This is a genomic window from Chryseobacterium sp. ERMR1:04, assembly GCF_001297705.1.
In the GTDB taxonomy this organism is placed as follows: Bacteria; Bacteroidota; Bacteroidia; order Flavobacteriales; family Weeksellaceae; genus Chryseobacterium.
The window spans coordinates 390054-411135 of sequence record NZ_LIRF01000005.1 but is presented as its reverse complement, the minus strand read 5'-3'; the positions used below and the strand labels follow the sequence as shown (position 1 = coordinate 411135).

Here is a 21082-nt window from a genome sequence, read left to right as displayed (position 1 = left end):
TTTTAATTTTTAAAGATAACTTTTGGCATCCCTGCCTCACCGTACATTAAACTTTTAACCCATGGTTTCAGCCGTAAAGAAACCAAAAGATAAAGCGCAGGATCAATATCCGCTCTTGCTTTTACCACTACTTTCTGATTTTTATACTGGCTTAGATCTGCATTCAACAAATTCTTCTTCCAGAAATCCAGCAAAATACCATCCAGGCTATTTACATCAACATATACTGCATGCAAGTATAGTTTTTCCGCTACCATCATATAGGCCCATGGCGGAATAATTGCATCTTCAGAACAGATGACCGCAACCGCTTTTCCTTTATAGATTGAAAAATCTGCCTCAGCCATCGATTCTTTAAATTCTTTTTCCTTGACAATCATTCCCATGAAAAGAAACTCTTTGATATCCAGTGCTATAATTTCTATTTCAGGTTTATAGTCTAAAAGATCGATCGTTATAATTCCAGAGGTTTCTACTTTATTGATGAAAATTGGAGTACTCATGTTAAAAGAAAGTATTTGTATTTTATGATCTGATTTTTGAAAGCGCTTCTTCATATTTTGTTTCAACAGGAGACCAATCTAACACCGACCAAAATAGATCCAGATAATCTGCTCTTTTATTTTGATAAGATAAATAATAAGCATGCTCCCATACATCGATTCCAAGAATAGGAAAACCTCTGTTAACAGACTGAATATCCATCATCGGATTATCCTGATTCGGAGTAGAACAGATCGCAAGAGAACCACTAAACTTCACATACAACCATACCCATCCCGATCCGAACTGCCCAAGACCAGCTTTTTTCATTTCTGCTTTAAGATCATCTAAACTCCCAAAAGTTTTAATGATTTCCTCACTCAGTTTTCCTTCAGGATGTAATTTAGGTTGGGGAGACAAGATTTCCCAAAACAAAGAATGATTAAAATGCCCTCCGCCATTATTCCTTACAGCCGGGCTATACTCACTTACTTTCTGTAAAATAGATTCCAAATCAGGATCTTTTTCATCAGATTGCTCCAGTGCTTTATTTAAATTATCCACATACGCCTGGTGATGACGCTGGTGGTGAATAGTCATTGTTTCTTTATCTAAAACAGACTCTAATGCGTCATAAGAATAAGAAAGCTGCGGTAGTGTAAAAGTACTCATTGTATTTATTTTTTGTTTTCGATGGATCAAAGGTAATATTAATTTTTAATTAAACAACTTTATAGTTATTTAATTAAACAGAATAGAAATACACTCAATTAACTTAAAAACAATACATTAACAACATAAATTGAAGATTATCGAAAAACTCTATAATTTATTTTCAGCCTTTAAATGAAAAATAAAACAACTAAAACAATTTTAAATCATAAAAAAATAAAACAAGTCACTATTACCTAGATAAGAATTTCAAAACCACAAGCTCTAACACAAGCAATCACTAAAACAAAAACGAAAAAATATTCTCTATTAATAACAAAAACCAATTCCAACTTGATAATTAAACAAAATAACCCATAAAATAAACTATATTAATTAACAATAATAAAATATATTTAATTATAAAATATAAATAATGCTTTATTTATGAGATAATTTTAATTTTAATCAAATTGATTCTAATCTTTGAAAACTTTAATTCTAATTTTGTCAGACAATTTTAAAAACATACAAAAATGAAATCAAAATTATTTTTAAGTGCACTATTACTATCTGCTGTTGCAACAAGTGCACAAGTAAGTACAATCAATGAAAACTTCAGTACATTTACAACCGGACCTAACTCTATTCCACAAAAAGGATGGAATAAAGTAACCGTAGGAGGAAGTCTTGTTTCTATTGAACAACAATCAGGAGCTAACTACCTGTATCTGGACACCTTTAACAATGACAACACTCAGTCTTATGGAATCTCACCACAAGTAGTTCCTTCTACCGGGTCTGGAACATTGTCTTTTAGAGTTATAGGAACTCAAGGAAATCCTCCAGGCGTAACGGTTGATTTAGGGCTAGTGGCATCACCAACAGATATGACTAGTTTTCAAGTTATTGGAACTGTAGCAAACCCATCCTCAACTACTGCCGGCAACCATTTGATGGTTATGGTTCCTGCTACAACTAAACAATATTTTGCAGTTAGATTCTCTTCACCAAGTAAATTTGCAAGTGTTAGTGTAACAGATGTAGTATATAATGCCAATGCCAGTACTTTAGGGGTTGCTGATTATTCTAGAACTACAAAAGATATCCAATTTGTAGTAAACTCTAAAAACACAGCTTTAGAATTCGTAACCAAAGCAGACCCTAAAAAAATTCAGATCTATTCTGCAGGAGGACAAAAAGTAGCAGAAGGAAAATTAAAAGATAAAAGTTTTGACATCACCCAACTTCAAACTGGAGTTTATTACATCACTATTGAAGATAATAACGGATCAGTTACAAAATCAAAATTCACTAAAAAATAAAATCTCTACAGAGATCATCAACCGCAAATCACTGCTATTATCATTATATTATTCTGCTCGCAGCATAAGATTTTTGATATTTTTTTTAATAGGATAAGGTTGGCCTAATTGATCGCAAACTCAATATAAATCTCTATTTTTATTACTATAGTACCTCTTATATAACTCCATAAAAGTTTAATAAGGGGTATTTTTTTATTATTACTTTATTAACACCCGCTACTCCATCTCGACCACGCTAAAAAGATATAAAATTCCGGCATTTTAACCTTCATAATTTTAATGTCGATAGTTTTAATTCAAACTATTTGCAATATACCAATGGAATACAACCATTCATTACATAATCAATAATTAATTTTTTTCTGAAAATCTAACCGAAAACCCAAAATATGTGGTACATAAGCATAAAATGGTTAAAAAATAAATGTTTTTCGGAATTTTGTGAGTATTTTTGACACAAGAGTAAACATAATTAATTATTGATTTTCCATTCCTATGATCTTAATTGTTGATGATAACCAAAATAATCTTTATTCCCTAAAAAAATTATTAGAATCTAAAGATTTTCAGGTTGATATAGCCAGTTCCGGTGAAGAAGCATTGGGAAAAGCACTAAAAAATAATTACGCCCTCATCATCCTGGATGTGCAAATGCCCGACATGGATGGTTTTGAAGTTGCAGAAACATTAGCGGACTACAGCAAAACAAAGGAAATTCCTATCATATTTCTGTCTGCCGTAAATACTGAAAAAAAATTCATCACCCGCGGATACGCTTCAGGAGGGAAAGACTACGTAACAAAACCTATAGATCCGGAAATTCTACTGCTTAAAGTAAAGACTTTCTATAACCTTCAGGAAAAGAATATTGCGATGCAAAAAACGCAACAAAGTCTGGAGCTGGAAGTAAAAGGAAGAAGAGAATCTCAGGTTACGATGAAATCTCAGATCGATCATTTTCATCTGATGCTGGAATCTTTACCTCAAATTGCTTTTACTTTAAATGAAGACGGAATTGTAGATTTTGTAAATCGTAAGTGGCATGAATATTCGGATTCTGAACAGGAATTCCCCGAGACACACCCCGATGACTTCAATATCCAAGAAGAATTTGAGCGTTGCAGAAAGAAAGCAAAAGCGCTGGAATTAGAGGTCAGAATAAAAAATATTGAATCCGGCGATTACCGTTATCACCTCCTCCGAGTGACGCCTGTGTATGAAGAAAACACGATAAAAAACTGGGTGGGAACCTTTACAGACATTAATGATCAGAAAAAAGTTGAAAAAGAAAAAGACGAATTTCTGAGTATTGCCAGTCACGAATTAAAAACTCCGCTTACCAGCATCAAAGCATACGTTCAACTATTAGACCGTAAATTAAAGCTGGACAAAGAAGGTGCTGAGGCTGGTTTCATGATTAAAGTTCAGGATCAGATCGAAAAACTGAATACTTTGATCACCGATTTATTGGATGTTTCCAAAATTGAAAATGGCAAACTAAAGATCAATAAAAAACTTACCAATATTGGGAATGTTATCCAAAATGCGATTGAAACCATATTACAAACGCACGAAGACCGTCAGATAAAAATTGACTGGCACGGCATCAAGCCTGATATTCTTATTCCGTTGGATGAGATCCGTATCGAGCAGGTTTTAATTAACTTCCTTACCAATGCAATCAAATATTCTCCTCAGAACAACCAAGTCATTATAACAACCTTCGTTGATGAAGAAGAACAGGAAATCAAGGTAAATATTACAGATTTCGGGATCGGAATTCCAGATTTTAAACAAGATGCCGTATTTCATAAATTTTATCGTGTAGAAGAATCTTCGCTACAGTTTCAGGGAATGGGAATCGGCTTGTTTATCTGTTCAGAGATCATTAAGCAACACCACGGAAACATCGGAGTATCAAGTAAAGTAGATGCAGGATCTACATTTTATTTCACGTTACCATTAAATTAATTTTCATGCCGAAAAAAATCATAAGAAATCTTCAGTTTGGAGTGGGCATATCTTTATTGATCTTGATCGCAAGTTCAATCGCTTCCTATATAAGCATCCAACGACAGATGGAACATAGGGAAAGTTTATCCCAAAGCCGCCGTTCTGTGACCGCTGTAAAAGATGTATTGATTGCTCTTTTAGATGCTGAAACAGGAAACAGAGGCTACCAACTGACAGGGAAAGAAAGTTTTTTAGATCCGTACAAACGTAGCTTAGTAGATTATCCTAAAGCTTTCGAACGTGCCAAAGCATTAGATCTTAAAGATAAGCAGCAGCTAGAGCGTTTAAATAGTTTACAGCAAAATGTTGATAGCAATATTAGCAATCTAAAGCTTTTTGTAGAAAACAGGAGAAAAGGTATTGTGATGACTCAGCAACAGGTGTTGATGAGTAAAACATACATGGATAAATGCCGTTTGCTTGTTCGTGATTTTGTGCAATATGAAGAAGCCCAGCTAGCTATCAAGAATAAAGATCTTAACCGTTCTTCTAACACAACCGTTTTATTCATTATCTTTTCTGCATTAGCAGCCATCGTGGTTACTCTATTTTTCTATATAAAGTTACGAGCAGATTTGATCCGCAGAGATAAGCTTGAAAAACAATTAAAAGCAAAAGATGTAGAGATCAGTAAACGTGTAAGTGCCATTCAGCAAGTGGCCAACAGAGTGGCCAATGGAGACTACAGCCAAAGAGCCACAGATCATTCTGAGGATGATTTGGGTGATTTAGTAGACTCTCTTAATAATATGACCGACTCGTTGAAAAAGTCATTTGACAAAATCAACAAAAGCGATTGGCGCCAGAAAGGTCTTGCGATATTAAATGAATCTTTGGTTGGTAATAAATCGGTAAAAGAAGTTGCCAATAAATCATTAGCTCAATTAATTGAATACGGCAACTGTATCAATGGTTCATTGTATCTTTTTGATGAAGGTATTTTAAAATTAAATAGCGTCTTTGGTCTGGAAAGCAATATGAAAAAGACCTTTGAGCTAGGAGAAGGAATGGTGGGACAAACCTTTGTTAGTGAAAAGATGCAGGTGTATAACAATCTTCACGAAGATGATTTCACCGTCACTTTTGCCAGCAGTAAAATAAAGATCTACGGAATATTATTACTTCCCATTGTAGCAGATGGAAATACAATCGGAGTATTAGAACTGGGCTCAACAACCAATTTTGAAGAAGAAAGAATTGATTATTTTGCGGAATGCAGCCGAAATATCGGGATTGCTTTAAGCGCTGGAAAAAGCCGTGAAAAAGAACAGCAATTACTGGAAGAAACCCAAGCACAATCAGAAGAATTACAAGTTCAACATTCTGAATTGGAGAATCTTAACACAGAACTAGAAGCTCAGACTCAAAAACTACAGGCTTCAGAAGAAGAATTAAAAGTTCAGCAGGAAGAACTGATGCAGGCCAATGCCGAACTGGAAGAACGTTCAAGATTATTGGAAGATAAAAATCACCTGATTGCAGAACGTAACAATGAAATTCAGAAAAAAGTAGAAGAACTTGCCCTAAGCACCAAGTACAAATCTGAATTTTTGGCGAATATGTCGCACGAACTGCGCACGCCTCTGAATTCAATTCTACTTCTCTCCCGTTTGATAGCTGAAAATCCTGATGAAAACTTAAATGAAGACCAAGTAGAATCTGCTAAAGTAATCCAGAGTTCAGGAAGCAGTTTATTAACCTTGATTGATGAAATTTTAGATCTGGCAAAAATAGAGTCAGGTAAAATGACACTGGAATATGAAGATGTCGTGATTGAGGAAGTGGTACAAGATTTAAAAAACCTATTCAATCCTATTCTGAAAGAAAAAGGAATTGAATTTACTGTTGAAATAGAAAATAATGTAGAAAAATCGATTGAAACTGACCGTTTACGTGTAGATCAGGTCATGAGAAATCTACTGTCAAATGCTGCAAAATTTACCACGAAAGGTAGCATTCATTTAAACATTAAAAAAGATCCTAAGAATAACGATTTCATTATTTTCAGTGTAAAAGATACCGGAATCGGGATTGCAGAAGACAAACAAAAAATCATTTTTGAAGCTTTCCAACAAGCAGACGGTTCTACCCGAAGAAAATTTGGAGGAACAGGTTTAGGTCTTTCCATAAGTAGAGAAATCGCCCGATTATTAGGAGGTGAATTAATGTTGACCAGCAAAGTGAATGAAGGAAGTGAGTTTAGCCTGGTTATTCCCATCAAAGCAATCTCTGAAGCCGTTCAGCCTGAAACTGATCAACAATTAATGGAAACGATTCGGGAAGATGTAGAAGAAATTCAAAATATTCTTGATGATGGTGAAGCTCAATACACCCTTCCTGTCAACACCTTAGAAATTCCGGAAGATGTACCCGATGACCGTGATACAATTTCTAAAGATGACAAGGTTATTTTAATTGTTGAAGATGACATTAATTTTGCTAAAGCATTATTGAAATACGCTCGTCTTCAAAAATACAAAGGCGTTGTTGCGGTAAGAGGTGACCATGCGTTATCTACTGCGCTTCAATATCATCCGGAAGCTATTTTATTGGATGTTCAGTTGCCTGTAAAAGACGGATGGCAAGTGATGGATGAATTAAAATCAAACCCACAGACCAAGCATATTCCGGTTCACATGATGTCTGTTTTACATGTGAAAAAGGAAAGCCTGATGAAAGGGGCTATTGATTTCATTAATAAACCGATGGCGCTGGATCAGATGGCTGATGTTTTCAAAAAGATTGAAGAAGCGCTACAAAAATCTCCGCAAAAAGTTTTAATTGTAGAAGAAAACGAGAAACATGCAAGCGCACTCTCCTACTATTTAGGCAATTTCAACATCTCATTATCGGTAGAAAATAATGTGGAAGATTGTGTAAAAGCTCTAACAGAAGGTAATTCTGACTGTGTAATCTTAGACATTGGCGCCTCAAAAGGAAACCAATATCAGATCATAGAATCTATTAAAAGTTATGAAGGACTTGAAAATCTGCCGATTATTATTTTTACCGGGCATAATTTAACCCAATCAGAAGAGCTTAAAATCAAACAATACGCAGATTCTATTGTCGTAAAAACAGCACATTCTTACCAAAGAATTTTAGATGAAGTAGGATTATTTTTGCATTTGGTGGAAGAAAAAAACAGTTCTGAAACCATTAAAAATAAAGTATTAGGTTCATTAACCGAAGTTTTGAAAGGTAAAAAAATTCTGATTACCGATGATGACGTTCGTAATATCTTTTCTTTAACCAAAGCGCTGGAGAAATACAAAGTAGAAGTTGTGCTGGCAATGGACGGCAAACAGGCGTTAGAAAAGATGAAAGAAAATCCTGATATCGACGTTGTGTTGATGGATATGATGATGCCGGAAATGGATGGATACGAAACCATAAAAGAAATAAGAAAGATGCCATCATTCATGCGTCTTCCTATTATTGCAATCACCGCCAAATCAATGATCGGTGACCGTGAAAAATGTATCGCTGCAGGCGCCTCAGATTACATATCGAAGCCTGTGGATATAGACCAATTATTATCGTTGTTACGTGTTTGGTTATATGAAAGTTAAACAGATAAATTCTGATGAATAAGAAAATTTTAATTGTGGACGATGATCCACGTAATATATTTGCACTTAAATTGACACTGAAGTCAAGGGGTTATCAAATTGAAAGTTCTACAATGGCGCAAGAAGCCATCCAGATCTTACAAAAAGATGACGGAATCAATGTTGTATTGATGGATATGATGATGCCTGAAATGGACGGATATGAAGCCATTAAGATCATCCGAAACACCCCATCCATCAGCGGAGTAGATATTATTTCGGTTACGGCGCAGGCCATGCCTGAAGACCGCCAGAAATGTCTGGATGCCGGAGCACAGGATTATGTATCAAAACCTATTGATGTCGATCAACTGATAACTGCCATAGAAAAACTATCATAAATGCTAGAACCCAGTATCGTAAAAGATGAAGAAGTAGAACACTTGATTAAAGATGTGTACGCCATGTACGGATACGATTTTTCCGAATACAGCAGAGCCTCTTTTAAACGCAGGGTTAATCGTATTTGTTTGATTGACAGATTCACCAGTTTTGCAGAATTGAGATATACCATCCTTAACGATCCTGAATATCTAAAGCGTTTTGTAGAAGAAATCACGGTGAATGTAACCGAAATGTTCCGCGATCCTATTTTCTTTAAAACGTTGCGCGAAAAAATATTGCCGCAATTGGGAACCTATCCGCTGATCAGAATTTGGGTCGCGGGTTGTTCTACCGGTGAAGAAGCCTATTCTATAGCCATCTTGCTTAAAGAGGCCAATCTTTACCACAAATCATTGATCTACGGAACAGATCTTAATCCTTCGGTATTGGAAACCGCAAGAGCAGGGGTTTTTCCGTTGCAACAGATGAAATTATATTCTGAAAACTATATGTTATCTGGTGGTAAAAAAGATTTTTCAGAGTACTACACGGCCAATTATGACAGTGTACGATTTGATAAAAGTTTACAGGAAAAACTCATCTTATCAACACACAACTTGGTGTCAGACAGTTCATTTAACAGTTTTCAGTTAATTATCTGCCGGAATGTGCTGATCTATTTTGACCGAGGATTACAGGAACGTGTTTTCCGCCTTTTTGATGACAGCCTGGAGAATTTAGGTTATTTGGCATTGGGATCAAAAGAAACGCTAAGATTTTCTAATTTAGACAAATCTTATCATCAGGTAGAAGATCAAAAGATCTGGAAAAAACTGGATCATCATTAAATGCCTTTAGCATGAAATCAAAAAACACAAATACAGAATTAATCGTCATCGGAGGATCCGCAGGAAGCTTGCAGGTGATTCTGGAAATGGTTAAAAATCTGAATGAAAAATTGGCTTTTCCTATTGTACTGATTGTTCACAGAAAGGCAGGCTCTACAAGTATCCTTCCTGTTTTGCTACAGCAGTTTTCATCAAGGAAAGTGGTTGAAATTGAGGATAAAACAGAAATTCAAAACAATATATTATACATCGTTCCCGCAGATTATCATTTGTTGTTTGAAAATAAAAAACTCATGTCGCTGGACAGTTCAGAAAAAATGAATTATTCTCGACCGTCCATTGATGTCACTTTTAAATCTGCCGCAGAAATTTATGGTGAAAATGTGATCGGAGTTTTACTTTCCGGTGCCAATGCAGACGGTGTGGAAGGTTTAGGGTATATTAAAAAAAACACCGGCCAAGTATGGATTCAGGATCCGGAGACCGCAGAAGTAGATTATATGCCGAAACATGCCGTGGATGAAATTGAATATGATCTGATTATTACCCCGGATAATCTAGCGGATTATATTAATCAATTATAAAAAAAAAAGAAAAAACTTAGGATTTAAATAGAACTACTATGAGTAAAAAGAAAATTTTGATTTTCGATGATGACACAACTATTCTAGAAGTAATTACCATCATCTTTGAGGAGAACGGATATGAAGTCGAAATTTCAGAAACCTCTCATGATATCGTAGAAAAAGTAACCAAGTATCAGCCGGATGTTATCCTGATGGATAATTGGATTCCAAAAATTGGAGGTGTTGAAGCTACAAAACTTTTGAAAAGTCATGAAGAATTCAAACATATTCCTGTAATTTACGTTACCGCAAACAATGATATTGTAGCGTTGGCCAAAGAAGCTCAGGCAGATGATTATGTGGGGAAACCTTTTAACCTTGATGATCTGGAAGGAAAAGTAGCTAAATATTTAGACTAAAATACACGATCATTTAATACAATAAAGTCCCTACTGATGAGTGAGGGACTTTATTGTATTTTAATTAATTACGGTAAAATTTGTTATTTTCATGCAGCAGTTCATGAATCTGAACTCTTTAGATATTCTACTTCTTTTTTCAGATCGGTTACATTGTAATTCATGCTGTTTAGGCTTAAAATAAGTGCTGTTAAAAACATCTTTATTCTTGGATTACTGGTGATTTTATCTGAAAATGTGGGGACAATAATTCTTGTTTTGGAAACAATATTTTGGGCTAAAATATATTCGTTAAAAAGATTGATCTCCAAATTAAAATTCTTTCTAATACTTAAAACCAAATATTCATATACGAGGTACTTATTTTCATTATGATCGATCATTTTGTGAGTTTTGATATCATAATACAAGTAATATCTGTGCCAAAATGCATTCTCAACTTTTTTTTATTATGCATTGCCTAAGTTTATTAATTATAAAAGTCTTATACGTTCTTCTTCCAAATCAATTTGGCGAATTTGCCAGTTGATGTATTCTTCATGTAATTCAGGATCTTTGTTTAAGGTCGCTAAAAACTGACGCTGACTTTCCAATACTTCCAAATAATTTTGTTTAGAGCTTTCCGGCATTCTCAGATTTTCAGGCTGGCTGATCTTATGCTCCCACATAGCGATCATTTTTTCTAAATGAGAATCTTTATACAAGCCTTTTTCTTGCTTCTCTTTCAACAAACGGATGGTTTCTACTACCAGATGATTTTTCACTCTGGTCTTAGCTTCTTCTTCAGATAATTCTCTGGTAAAATTAAAAAGATTGGAGCGCTTAATAATATAAGGAAGGGTAAGCCCCTGAATTAAAAGCGTCAGTAAGATCACAACAAACGTGACAAATAAAATAAGATTTCTATGTGGAAAAGCTTCGCCACTCGGCAATGTTAAAGGAATTGATAAAGCCGCAGCCAATGACACCACCCCTCTCATTCCTGTCCAGCCTAATAATAAAGGCATCGCAAATCTTCTTTTTCTACTGATTTCACTCCCGAGTCTAAGGCTTGGCCTGAATATAATAGTGGCGATCATCGCGCCATAAGAAGAGATCATTCTGGTCCCAATTAAAATAACCGTAACCGCTGCGCCGTAAAGAATCGCTTTATTTAAAGGGATCCCATCTTCCCGTAAGCCTTTCACCACTTCAGGAAGCGCTAAACCAATGATCATAAACACGATACCATTGAGAATGAAAATTAAGGCTTCCCAAAAACTAGATCCTTTTATTCTGCTGGAACTGCTTAAAAAAGTCAATCTTCTGGTGGATAAAAATAAACCGCCTGCTACCACAGCCAATACGCCCGAGCTGTGCATCTGTTCCGCTGCCCAATATAATAAATAAGGCTCAACAAGGGTAAACACAATATCGGAAGGCGCATCGGTAGGTAATCTTTTATGCGCCTGCATAAATAGCCATCCGCCCAAAAGCCCGATACCAATACCACCAATCACCATCCATGAGAAATCTACAATGGCTGTTTTAAAAATAAACTGTCCGGTTCCCACAGCCACTAACGCAAATCTTACAATAATTAATGATGAAGCATCATTCAGTAAACTTTCCCCTTCTAATATGGCCGAGGTAGATTTAGGAATTTTCACAAATTTCATAATAGCACCCGTACTTACCGCATCGGGAGGAGATACAATTCCACCCAATAAAAAGCCTAAAGCCAAGGTAAACCCGGGAATAAAATAATTGGTAAGCAACGCAACGGTGAGCGCAGAGAAAAACACAACTATAAAAGCAAAACTGCTAATCATTCGCCACCATTTTTTCATTTCCTTAAAAGAGATAGTCCATGATGCTTCAAACAAAAGTGGTGGTAAAAATATAAAAAAGATCATATCCGGATCTATCTGTATTGTGGGGAGGCCCGGAATAAAACTAAGCATCAACCCTACCACTACCAAGAGTATAGGATAGGCTATCCTTAATTTATCTGCCAACATTTCTATCAATACAATGACCACAATAAGGGCCAACATGAAAGGTAATAACTCGTGCATACTTTCGAAATAATATTTGAATTTAATAATTTAGACTAGGACGTATCAAGCGTGAATGCTTATAGAATTGAATCTTCTTAAAAAAGAATCATTCACCATAAAGGTTAGTATAGAACACCCTTCAATAGCATCGTCTTGTACTTCTTTTTTTTCTCCACACGATAAGAATATCACTGGGATAAAATGAATCCATTTATTTTTTATCATAATAATGTGTTTATATAAAATAAAAATCAAACAAAAACCTAGAAATTACAGAAATATACTCGGTATTATCATTAGATATTTTAATTTTATGATGATAAAAATACTATTTTAATAGATAATTTTTCAAAAAAAATAGATAAACTTAATGTATTCTCATACGATTACTCAAAATACAGACGTTTTTTAAAGTACATTCGATAACAGCTCCATTTGCTGTTTTAAAAAAATTTGGGAATCTTTATTCATAGAAATTCAGGGATAATAAACTCCGTGATTATGCATCATTAAGCCACTTCAATAATTTTGTTTTTTTCTCTTTGCTTACTATAATTTCTTTATCAAAAGGCAACGTAAGAAGGATCTTCAGTTTTCTGGGGAAATATTCTAAAGCTTCTTTAACAGCCTCTTTGTTAATAAGAAACTGCCTGTTAACTCTAAAGAAATTGAGCCCCGTTTTACTTTCCACTTCTTCCAAGGTGTCTGGTATAAAATATATCTTTCCGGAAAATAGATAGAGACGACACACCTCATCTTCTAAATAAAACATGGCAATTTTATCCAGCCCTACAGGCAGATACCGGTCTCTATGCTTGATCATGAATGTTCCCGTTTCTTGTAACTTATACGTATTGAGCGCCTGCATGGCAACATCATATTGCTGTATAATATCCTTTGCCAATGCTGTTTTCAGAAGACTGTATTTTTGTATTGCTTTGTCTAACACATTCTTATCATACGGTTTCAAAACATAATCAATCCCATTTGTTTGAAAAGCTTCAATGGCATAATCGTCAAAAGCTGTACAAAAAATAATAGGAACATTGATTTTTATATGGTTAAAAATCTCAAAACTCAATCCGTCTCCCAATTGAATATCGCTAAAAATAAGATCCGGCTGTGGGTGGCTGGAAAAGTATTCTATTGATTCACTAACTGAGCTTAAAATAGCTTGTAACTCAATATCCGGTTTTATCTGTATTAACGTTGAATACAGATCTTCAGCAACAAGAGCTTCATCTTCAATAATTATAATTTTCATTGATCAAGAAATTTAAAACCTACAGAAAACTCTTTTCCATCATTCTTTACCGTAATATCTTCCTCCGTGAGCAAACGATATCGTTCGGCGAGATTACTCAATCCGCTTTTTAAAGAAAGTTCTCTATAAAACTTTGGATTGATATTATTAGAAACTTCTATACTATTTCCAGACTGATGAATCTTTATACGCAAAGGTAACTGAGCGGTTAATACATTATGCTTAATAGCATTCTCAAGCAGTGGCTGCAGTGAAAAAGAAGGTATTTTTTCCTGCAAAGATTCCTGATCTTCAATAATAATCTCCCAATCCAGAGAAGTTGTAAATCTTATTTTCTGCATTTCGAGGTAGTTGAGACAAATTGAAAGTTCTTCTTCCAGTGTAGTTGTAAACTTGTTATTGTGGGAAACGGCAACCCTTAAAAAATCCGAAAGCTGCAAAAGATAATGCTCTCCCATTTCCGTATCTTTTTTATAAAGAATTTTTAACGTACTTAAAGCATTAAACAAAAAATGAGGTTGAATCTGCTGTTTCAAAATAAGATTCTCCGCTTCGGTATTTTTCATTTGAAGGCGGTAATTTTCAAGATCAGCTTCAATTTTTCCTCGACGAACAATTACAAAATCGTGCAGCGCCAAAATAATGGTATTAATAACCACCGAAAACATTAAATACATCAATACCATACTCAATTCATTAAGTCCCCATGACTTTCCGGATAACAATACCATAATTTCCCAAAGCAGAAAATAGAGGATAATTCCAATCACAAAACTCAACGTATAACGCCAAAATTTAAATTTGTTATTTTGATATCTAGCCGAGCAGTATTTGAGAATAAAAGCTTGCGCAAAACTTGTCAAGAAAATATATATCCCACTTTTAAATGCGATATAAGGCATCTTAAAGTGCTCCAACGTAAGAAACAGAAAAGAAAAAACAAATGTAACTCCCGAAAGAAGATAGTTCATCTTATAGATTTCCCGAAGACTTCTTGGGGTTATTAGTTTATTAATATTACTAAGCATCTTTGTAATTATTTACCTTAAAAAAATACAGAAAATAAGCAACAGCATCATGACTAAAAATCTAAATCAAAGTCTATTCATATTGTTTATCAAATATATAACAATCCACTTTCCTTTGATAAAAATAAATAAAATCAACAAAAATGAGTCTGATAGATTACAGACTCTTGATTAGAATTATATGTAAGGGTATTCTTTTGAATAACTTTTGTTCCGGCTATTAAAAAATATAGAAAACTCCGGCTTGAAATACACTGTTTTTGAAATCTGGTTTTACCGTAGCAGAATTGAATTTGCCCACATCCATAAAGCCTTGGTAATATCTTGCGCCAATTCCCAAACCTTTTAGAGAACCTTCTTTAAACTGATATCCTACTCCTGCAGCAACACCGGCATCTATTTCGTCTGCAAATTTATCGAAGCCTGTATTCTTAGCATCTTCTATCAACATATTTACCTGCGGCCCCACCTCTGCATAAATACCAATAGCAGAGTGATATTTTACAAGAATCGGAACAGATAAATAAGAAAGTTTTACATCTTTCTCAACTCCCAAAAGACTGTTCTTCGTCTTTGCTCCTTGCGTGGAATACAAAAATTCTTCCTGTATAGACCATTTATCTGCTAATTTAAAATTAACAATAAGCCCTGCATGAAAACCTGCCAATCCTTCCGTCTCAAAACCAGCATCTGTAAAATTACTATAATTCCCTCCCGCTTTCACCCCGAAACTAAGACGCTGCATCAAGTTTCCGAATGTACTTTGTCCGAATGACATTTGTGATGCAACCAATGCAAAACCAACTAAAAATAACTTTTTCATAATGATAACATTTATAAATAACTCTACAAATGTATCGTGCTGAATTTCTGCTACATCGAAAAATCAAGCGGAAACGGACAAAAAAGTCACTGAAACGGATTTTTGAAAATATACGCTCTATCACAAAGCATAAAACTAAGCTTAATTAATTTTAAAAAGTAGAGTTATCATTATCGATAAAAAAATAAAGGACCTCATAATGAAGTCCTCCTATTTTATGTATTATTATTGATCCATTGAAATCTTTTACAAAATTACTCTACAACCAATCCTTCTTTATAAGTTTTCAACGCTCTTTCTCTTGCCTGCTTATGGTCAACAATCGGTCTGTTCAATAAAGCATCTTGTGGAAGCCATTTTTTAATATACTGAAGGTTTTTATCAAACTTTTTAGTCTGTTCTTCAGGATTAAAAATTCTAAAATACGGCGCTGCATCACAGCCACAACCTGCCGCCCATTGCCAGTTTCCGTTATTGGCCGAAAGGTCATAATCTAATAGTTTCTGAGCAAAATACGCTTCGCCCCACCTCCAATCGATCAATAAATGTTTGGTAAGAAAACTCGCTACCACCATTCTCACCCGATTGTGCATAAAACCTGTCTCATTCAGCTGTCTCATGCCTGCATCTACAATTGGATATCCAGTATTCCCTTCACACCAGGCTTTGAACTCGTCCTCATTATTTCTCCATTGAATATTTTCGTATTTCTTTTTAAAACACTGCGTAACAACATACGGGAAATGAAATAAGATCTGCATGAAAAATTCTCTCCAAATCAATTCATTCAGCCAGATTTCATTATGCTTTTGAGCAAAACTTACACATTTTCGTACTGAAATTGTTCCGAATCTCAAGGCAATCCCCAAATGAGTGGTATGATTCATGGCCGGAAAATCACGGTTTTGATCATAGGTATCTATAATATTTGAATCCAAAGAAGGTTTTGAAAATTCAATATTCGTTTTTTCAAATCCTATCTCTTTAAGACTTAGAATATTCTTATGCTCTTTTACAGGAAAAAAGTTTTCACCCACGATATCAAAACTCTGAATTTCAATTTTTTTAACATTTTCTTTCCATTTTCTTGAGTACGGTGTAAAAATGGTATAGGGCGTTTTATCCCCTTTCAAAACATCATTTTCTTCAAAAACAACCTGATCTTTGTGAGCTGAAAATTTCACTTTTTTTGTTGACAGAAATTCAGTTATTCTTTGATCTCGTTTAATGGCTTGAGGTTCGTAGTCACGGTTACAGAAAACGGTATCAATATCAAATTCTTCCGTTAATTTTTCGAATATCTCAAAAGGATTTCCGTAAAATGTTTTCAGGCCAGTTCCATATTCTTTGAGCTCTTGATTGATTCCCTCTAAAGCCTGATGAATATAATCTACCCTTTTGTCTTTTTTATCATTGAGCTGATCTAAAATTTCACGATCAAAAATAAAAACAGGAAGTACTTTTGTACCTGATTGTAAAGCTTCATGTAAGCCACAGTTGTCTTCTAATCTCAGATCCCGTCTGAACCAGAATATACTAATTTTGTTCATTTTTCTTAAATTTTTGAAATAAAAAGAGATTCCACAATATCATTTCATAACCATACACCGTGTCTTCTAACGGAATGGTTAACATTCTTATTCCCATAAAGTTTTGAGGGTTATAATGCACAATTGGAGATTCCAAACCGGTTCCTGTCAATATTCCATTTACGCCTAAAAACCCTGGCATTAACACAAGATATATAAAAGAAGCTTTGCCGATCCATCTTGCTTTCAAGATAAAATACAAGACAAACATGCTTACAGCCGTTGAAAGGAATGTGATGAAAGTGTAAATTTTATCATGATAATAGACCGCAATTATTACCGCTAAAATAATACTGATGATCACAAATATTTTTTCGGGAAGCGGTTTCCAATTGAGATTGAAAAATTGATCTAAACAGAAGTATGTAAATACACATGAAAAAGGAATACAAATAAAAAATAATATCTCCTCAATGGGCAAATTTAAAATCCTGATTTCCAAAAGATAATGATCATTAAACCACCACACGCCTATTTTCGTAAACCAAGCATCCCAAACGATAAATACCAAAGCCACCAAAAAGGAAGCAAAGAAAAAAGCTCCGAAATGTCTGTTGAATTTTATCTTATGATGAAACGAAAAAATAAAACAGATGATTATCGTAAAAAAATTGATTAACAGATAGGTATAGTGATGCATTTTTATTACTTATTTTTTGATTTTCTGTTTATTATGCTTTTTAACGCAAAGTCCGCAAAGTTTTTTTGACTACTAACCGTTTTTAAGGTTCGCAAAGGCGTTTCACTCAGCTAAGGTCGCGAAGTTTTTCTTGATGATTTTAAATTGTGAATCATCATCATTCATCTTTATTAAAATACATTTTGAAATATTTAATCGGGACCCATAAAAACCCAAAACACTCTCCTCTTTCTTTGCCTGTATGCTTGTGATGCTGTTTGTGCGCCCGTCTGATCGACAATAAATAAGGATTTTTGGTATCTCTTAAAAAGCGGATTCTTTGATGAATGAAAATATCATGAACAAAAAAATACGCCATCCCATACAAAGCAATTCCTACAGCTATATAAAAATAAATGTTGTAATTATTAACTGTTCCGTAGTACATCAAAGCGATGGTTGGTAGCGCAAAAATCAGAAAAAAGTAATCGTTTTTCTCTACATGACCTTCGTTACTGTGATCGTGATGATCTCTATGAAGTGACCATAAAAAACCGTGCATAATGTATTTATGAATCAGCCACGTCATGCCTTCCATGATAAAAAATGTACTTATGACAATTAGAAAATTCATGATTTTTATTTATTTAATTTTTTATTTTAACCATAAAAGGGTAAAAAGCTTTTGTGGCTAGATTTTACTATTAAACATTTTGTCTAAAACCGTATTTCGATAGCTGAAAATATGTTCCAACTTATCTTTCACAAAAAGTTTATGAGCTATTTCACCTAACAATCCCATTGGAAGTTCGTAGTCAACAGTGTCTTTCATTAAAACCCCTTTATCATTTACGATAAACTCATGAAAATGATTCCACAATTTGTACGGTCCTTTTTGCTGATAATCGGTAAAACTTTTTTGGAAATCAACCTGCTTTATCTCTGTGGTCCAGTTCATTTTAATCCCCAACAAAGGCGAAACATGATAATCAATGATCATTCCTGCATAAATTTCATCGTCTTCTGTTTTGGTCAAAACAACAAATTTCATGTCTTCCGGAGTGATCTTAGACAGATTATTGGCCGAAGAGAAAAACTTCCATGCGGTTGCTAAATCACAATTCAATTGCTGTTCTTTATAAAGTCTGTGTATCATTATAATCTGTTTATAGAAATGAAGTTTTATACTGTAAATAACTGCTCATCATTAAAGAAATCTTTTTACTGTTTGAGATTCTGATCCTTTGATTAATGATTTTATGAGCCGAAGTTCTTTTAATCTTTCTAAATAGTGAAATGTAATAACGGTACGCTAAATACACTCCAAATCTTGATGAATTGGGAAGCTTTTTAATTCCGCTCAGAGCTTCACTAAATTCTTTTTCGATATCTTTTTCAATATCTGCTTTTATTTTATTGTCGAATAACGAAATATCTACATCCGGGAAATAGCTTCGTCCCAAGATCTGATAATCATCTTTCATATCTCTTAAAAAATTCACCTTCTGAAAAGCCGAACCTAATTTCATTGCAAAAGGTTTAAGCCTTTCAAATTCAGAAACATTGCCTTCTACAAATATCTGCAAGCACATTAAACCCACCACTTCTGCAGAGCCCAAAATATATTGTTTATAGAGATCTGAATTGTAATCTACTTTCTGAAGATCCATTTGCATGCTATCCAAAAACTGACCGATTAATTTCTGATCAATATCAAACCGATGAACCGTATCCTGAAACGACTGTAAAATAGGATTTAGCGAAATCCCGTCCTCCAAAGCCTGAGCCGTTTCTTCCCTGAATTTGGCAAGAAGCTTTTCTTTATCATACCCATGAAAACTGTCTACAATCTCATCAGCCAAACGCACATATCCATACACCGCATAAATTGGGTTTCTGATTTTTGGAGACAACGCCAAAATCCCCAAAGAAAAGCTTGTGCTGTACTGTTTGGTTGTTTCTTTACTTACCCGATAAGAAAGTTCATCAAATAATTTTTTCATAATTAATTCGTTTTGGTGGCTTCAATAGCAGCAATTTTACCTGAAATAATCGACGGCGGAACTCCGGGTCCCGGAACCGTAAGCTGTCCGGTATAAAAAAGATTTTTCACTTTCTTGTTCCTGAGTGACGGTTTCAAAACTGCGGTTTGTGATAAGGTGTTGGCAAGCCCGTACGCATTGCCTTCATAGGCATTATAATCTTCTTTAAAATCTTTAATACAGTAACTTTTTTTATAATCAATCTTTGGCAATAAATTAGAAACTCCTGTATGCTTTTCGAGTCTTACGATCATTTCAAGAAAATATTTTTCTCTTTCCATTTCAGAATCTTCTATTCCCGTCGCCACAGGCATAAGCAGAAATACATTTTCGCAATTTTCAGGTGCTACATTCGGATCTGTTTTTGAAGGGCAACACGCATAAAATAAGGGTTTCGAAGGCCATTTTTTATCTTCATAAATTTCTGTGGTGTGAAGGTCAAGGTCATTTTCAAAAAACAACGTGTGATGCTTCAGATTGGGAATTTTCTCTTTAAACCCTAAATAATAAATCAGGCAGGAAGGCGCAAAAGTGAGCTTTTCCCAATACGATTCTTTATAATTTCTGAATTCTTCAGGCAACAGTTTACTTTCTGTATGATGGTAATCTGATGATGCAATAATTGTATCAAAATCTATTTCCTCACCGTTAACAATCAGAGAAGTAGTTTTGCTATTTTTAACCATAATTTTTTCTACACCGGAATTAAAATGAAATTTAACGCCTTCGGCTTCCGCGACGTTTTTCATCGCGTCAATTACCTTTGAAAAACCGCCCATCGGATACCAAGTTCCCAATTTGTAACCGCCATAATTCATCAAACTGTACAAAGCGGGAATATCTTTGGGTGCCGCTCCCAGAAAAATAACGGGAAATTCCATCAACGTGATCAACTTCGGATCGTTGAAATACTTTCTTACAAATTTTTTAAAATTGGTCAAAAGATCAAGTTTCAACGCACTTTTAGCAATTTTTGGAGAAACAAATTCGAACCATGAATGACAAGGTTTATTTACGAATTCTTTCATTCCCACTTCATATTTGTATCGGGCATCTTCCATGAATTCATCCAACTTTTTACCGGAGCCTTTTTCTGTTTTTTCAAACAAATCCCGCATTTCGGTATAGCTGTGAGGAATATTCATTTTACTATCTGAGAACACCATTTCAAATTGCGGATCAAGCGGTACGAGCTGAAAAAAGTCAGACGTTTTTTTACCGAAATCTTCAAAAAAGGATTCTATAATATCAGGCATCCAATACCAGCTTGGGCCCATATCAAACGTATAGCCATTATCTGTAATAAATTTTCTGGCTCTGCCCCCGCTGAACTATTCTTCTCAAAGACATGAACTTCATGACCTTGTTTTGCAGAATACGCCGCCGCCGACAATCCCGAAAACCCCGAACCAATAATCGCTATTTTCTTTTTCAT

At 34.6% G+C, this 21082-nt stretch carries 21 protein-coding genes; 7 read left to right on the top strand and 14 right to left on the bottom strand.

Features of this window, described 5'->3' with window-relative positions:
* Window positions 1-2: 2 nt before the first annotated feature.
* Complete coding sequence (locus AMQ68_RS12260; protein ID WP_241775116.1) at window positions 3-557, bottom strand: DUF2480 family protein; 555 nt, start codon at window positions 555-557, stop codon at window positions 3-5.
* Window positions 526-1155, bottom strand: coding sequence for a superoxide dismutase (locus AMQ68_RS12255; protein WP_054510918.1), 630 nt, complete (start codon window positions 1153-1155; stop codon window positions 526-528). Before AMQ68_RS12255 ends, AMQ68_RS12260 begins: the two co-directional genes overlap by 32 nt.
* A 515-nt stretch (window positions 1156-1670) precedes the next feature.
* Here AMQ68_RS12255 and AMQ68_RS12250 point away from each other — a divergent pair.
* The 7 genes from AMQ68_RS12250 to AMQ68_RS12220 all read left to right on the top strand — a co-directional run bounded on the left by AMQ68_RS12250 (window position 1671) and on the right by AMQ68_RS12220 (window position 10243).
* Window positions 1671-2459 (top strand): T9SS type A sorting domain-containing protein, encoded by a 789-nt coding sequence (locus AMQ68_RS12250; RefSeq protein ID WP_054510917.1) that lies wholly within the window; start codon window positions 1671-1673, stop codon window positions 2457-2459.
* 498 nt (window positions 2460-2957) lie between these two features.
* Complete coding sequence (locus AMQ68_RS12245) at window positions 2958-4433, top strand: response regulator (protein ID WP_054510916.1); 1476 nt, start codon at window positions 2958-2960, stop codon at window positions 4431-4433.
* Between the two features lie 5 nt (window positions 4434-4438).
* On the top strand, window positions 4439-8047 hold the full coding sequence (locus AMQ68_RS12240) for a response regulator (protein ID WP_054510915.1): 3609 nt from the start codon (window positions 4439-4441) through the stop codon (window positions 8045-8047).
* Between the two features lie 14 nt (window positions 8048-8061).
* Window positions 8062-8427, top strand: a complete 366-nt coding sequence (locus AMQ68_RS12235; protein WP_054510914.1) for a response regulator — start codon at window positions 8062-8064, stop codon at window positions 8425-8427.
* Window positions 8428-9258: a protein-glutamate O-methyltransferase CheR gene (locus AMQ68_RS12230; RefSeq protein WP_054510913.1), complete on the top strand. Its 831-nt coding sequence runs from the start codon at window positions 8428-8430 to the stop codon at window positions 9256-9258.
* A gap of 11 nt (window positions 9259-9269) precedes the next feature.
* Window positions 9270-9842 carry a chemotaxis protein CheB gene (locus AMQ68_RS12225; protein ID WP_054510912.1) on the top strand — a complete coding sequence of 191 codons (573 nt, stop codon included), beginning with the start codon at window positions 9270-9272 and terminating at the stop codon, window positions 9840-9842.
* Between the two features lie 38 nt (window positions 9843-9880).
* On the top strand, window positions 9881-10243 hold the full coding sequence (locus AMQ68_RS12220) for a response regulator (RefSeq protein WP_054510911.1): 363 nt from the start codon (window positions 9881-9883) through the stop codon (window positions 10241-10243).
* A 101-nt stretch (window positions 10244-10344) separates the two neighbouring features.
* Here AMQ68_RS12220 and AMQ68_RS12215 read toward each other — a convergent pair whose 3' ends face one another.
* From AMQ68_RS12215 to AMQ68_RS25935, 12 genes are all read right to left on the bottom strand, one after another.
* Window positions 10345-10626: a hypothetical protein gene (locus tag AMQ68_RS12215; protein WP_123905684.1), complete on the bottom strand. Its 282-nt coding sequence runs from the start codon at window positions 10624-10626 to the stop codon at window positions 10345-10347.
* 90 nt (window positions 10627-10716) lie between these two features.
* Window positions 10717-12300 carry a Na+/H+ antiporter gene (locus AMQ68_RS12210; RefSeq protein WP_054510909.1) on the bottom strand — a complete coding sequence of 528 codons (1584 nt, stop codon included), beginning with the start codon at window positions 12298-12300 and terminating at the stop codon, window positions 10717-10719.
* A gap of 481 nt (window positions 12301-12781) precedes the next feature.
* Window positions 12782-13546: a LytTR family DNA-binding domain-containing protein gene (locus tag AMQ68_RS12205; protein WP_054510908.1), complete on the bottom strand. Its 765-nt coding sequence runs from the start codon at window positions 13544-13546 to the stop codon at window positions 12782-12784.
* Entirely contained in the window at window positions 13543-14574 is a 1032-nt protein-coding gene (locus tag AMQ68_RS12200; protein WP_082384054.1) for a sensor histidine kinase, read from the bottom strand. Before AMQ68_RS12200 ends, AMQ68_RS12205 begins: the two co-directional genes overlap by 4 nt.
* A 220-nt stretch (window positions 14575-14794) precedes the next feature.
* A complete protein-coding gene (locus tag AMQ68_RS12195; protein ID WP_054510906.1) occupies window positions 14795-15397 on the bottom strand; it encodes a porin family protein in 603 nt (200 codons plus the stop codon).
* A gap of 254 nt (window positions 15398-15651) precedes the next feature.
* Window positions 15652-16947 (bottom strand): deoxyribodipyrimidine photo-lyase, encoded by a 1296-nt coding sequence (locus AMQ68_RS12190; RefSeq protein WP_054510905.1) that lies wholly within the window; start codon window positions 16945-16947, stop codon window positions 15652-15654.
* Window positions 16934-17626, bottom strand: a complete 693-nt coding sequence (locus AMQ68_RS12185; RefSeq protein ID WP_054510904.1) for a lycopene cyclase domain-containing protein — start codon at window positions 17624-17626, stop codon at window positions 16934-16936. The genes AMQ68_RS12190 and AMQ68_RS12185 overlap by 14 nt, the downstream gene beginning before the upstream one ends.
* A gap of 157 nt (window positions 17627-17783) precedes the next feature.
* The gene (locus AMQ68_RS12180; RefSeq protein ID WP_054510903.1) at window positions 17784-18239 is read right to left on the bottom strand and encodes a sterol desaturase family protein; all 456 of its coding nucleotides are present in this window, start codon (window positions 18237-18239) and stop codon (window positions 17784-17786) included.
* Window positions 18240-18296: 57 nt separating this feature from the next.
* Complete coding sequence (locus AMQ68_RS12175) at window positions 18297-18761, bottom strand: SRPBCC family protein (protein WP_054510902.1); 465 nt, start codon at window positions 18759-18761, stop codon at window positions 18297-18299.
* Between the two features lie 10 nt (window positions 18762-18771).
* Window positions 18772-19608 carry a phytoene/squalene synthase family protein gene (locus tag AMQ68_RS12170; protein WP_054510901.1) on the bottom strand — a complete coding sequence of 279 codons (837 nt, stop codon included), beginning with the start codon at window positions 19606-19608 and terminating at the stop codon, window positions 18772-18774.
* Between the two features lie 2 nt (window positions 19609-19610).
* Window positions 19611-20924, bottom strand: a complete 1314-nt coding sequence (locus tag AMQ68_RS12165; protein ID WP_369678638.1) for a phytoene desaturase family protein — start codon at window positions 20922-20924, stop codon at window positions 19611-19613.
* Window positions 20888-21082 (bottom strand): FAD-dependent oxidoreductase, encoded by a 195-nt coding sequence (locus AMQ68_RS25935; RefSeq protein WP_369678637.1) that lies wholly within the window; start codon window positions 21080-21082, stop codon window positions 20888-20890. Before AMQ68_RS25935 ends, AMQ68_RS12165 begins: the two co-directional genes overlap by 37 nt.

Bases quoted from the DNA above. Each gene is read 5' to 3' on its own strand.
- AMQ68_RS12260 (WP_241775116.1), bottom strand. From the start codon at position 557: ATGAAGAAGCGCTTTCAAAAATCAGATCATAAAATACAAATACTTTCT.
- AMQ68_RS12255 (WP_054510918.1), bottom strand. From the start codon at position 1,155: ATGAGTACTTTTACACTACCGCAGCTTTCTTATTCTTATGACGCATTA.
- AMQ68_RS12250 (WP_054510917.1), top strand. From the start codon at position 1,671: ATGAAATCAAAATTATTTTTAAGTGCACTATTACTATCTGCTGTTGCA.
- AMQ68_RS12245 (WP_054510916.1), top strand. From the start codon at position 2,958: ATGATCTTAATTGTTGATGATAACCAAAATAATCTTTATTCCCTAAAA.
- AMQ68_RS12240 (WP_054510915.1), top strand. From the start codon at position 4,439: ATGCCGAAAAAAATCATAAGAAATCTTCAGTTTGGAGTGGGCATATCT.
- AMQ68_RS12235 (WP_054510914.1), top strand. From the start codon at position 8,062: ATGAATAAGAAAATTTTAATTGTGGACGATGATCCACGTAATATATTT.
- AMQ68_RS12230 (WP_054510913.1), top strand. From the start codon at position 8,428: ATGCTAGAACCCAGTATCGTAAAAGATGAAGAAGTAGAACACTTGATT.
- AMQ68_RS12225 (WP_054510912.1), top strand. From the start codon at position 9,270: ATGAAATCAAAAAACACAAATACAGAATTAATCGTCATCGGAGGATCC.
- AMQ68_RS12220 (WP_054510911.1), top strand. From the start codon at position 9,881: ATGAGTAAAAAGAAAATTTTGATTTTCGATGATGACACAACTATTCTA.
- AMQ68_RS12215 (WP_123905684.1), bottom strand. From the start codon at position 10,626: ATGATCGATCATAATGAAAATAAGTACCTCGTATATGAATATTTGGTT.
- AMQ68_RS12210 (WP_054510909.1), bottom strand. From the start codon at position 12,300: ATGCACGAGTTATTACCTTTCATGTTGGCCCTTATTGTGGTCATTGTA.
- AMQ68_RS12205 (WP_054510908.1), bottom strand. From the start codon at position 13,546: ATGAAAATTATAATTATTGAAGATGAAGCTCTTGTTGCTGAAGATCTG.
- AMQ68_RS12200 (WP_082384054.1), bottom strand. From the start codon at position 14,574: ATGCTTAGTAATATTAATAAACTAATAACCCCAAGAAGTCTTCGGGAA.
- AMQ68_RS12195 (WP_054510906.1), bottom strand. From the start codon at position 15,397: ATGAAAAAGTTATTTTTAGTTGGTTTTGCATTGGTTGCATCACAAATG.
- AMQ68_RS12190 (WP_054510905.1), bottom strand. From the start codon at position 16,947: ATGAACAAAATTAGTATATTCTGGTTCAGACGGGATCTGAGATTAGAA.
- AMQ68_RS12185 (WP_054510904.1), bottom strand. From the start codon at position 17,626: ATGCATCACTATACCTATCTGTTAATCAATTTTTTTACGATAATCATC.
- AMQ68_RS12180 (WP_054510903.1), bottom strand. From the start codon at position 18,239: ATGAATTTTCTAATTGTCATAAGTACATTTTTTATCATGGAAGGCATG.
- AMQ68_RS12175 (WP_054510902.1), bottom strand. From the start codon at position 18,761: ATGATACACAGACTTTATAAAGAACAGCAATTGAATTGTGATTTAGCA.
- AMQ68_RS12170 (WP_054510901.1), bottom strand. From the start codon at position 19,608: ATGAAAAAATTATTTGATGAACTTTCTTATCGGGTAAGTAAAGAAACA.
- AMQ68_RS12165 (WP_369678638.1), bottom strand. From the start codon at position 20,924: ATGGGCCCAAGCTGGTATTGGATGCCTGATATTATAGAATCCTTTTTT.
- AMQ68_RS25935 (WP_369678637.1), bottom strand. From the start codon at position 21,082: ATGAAAAAGAAAATAGCGATTATTGGTTCGGGGTTTTCGGGATTGTCG.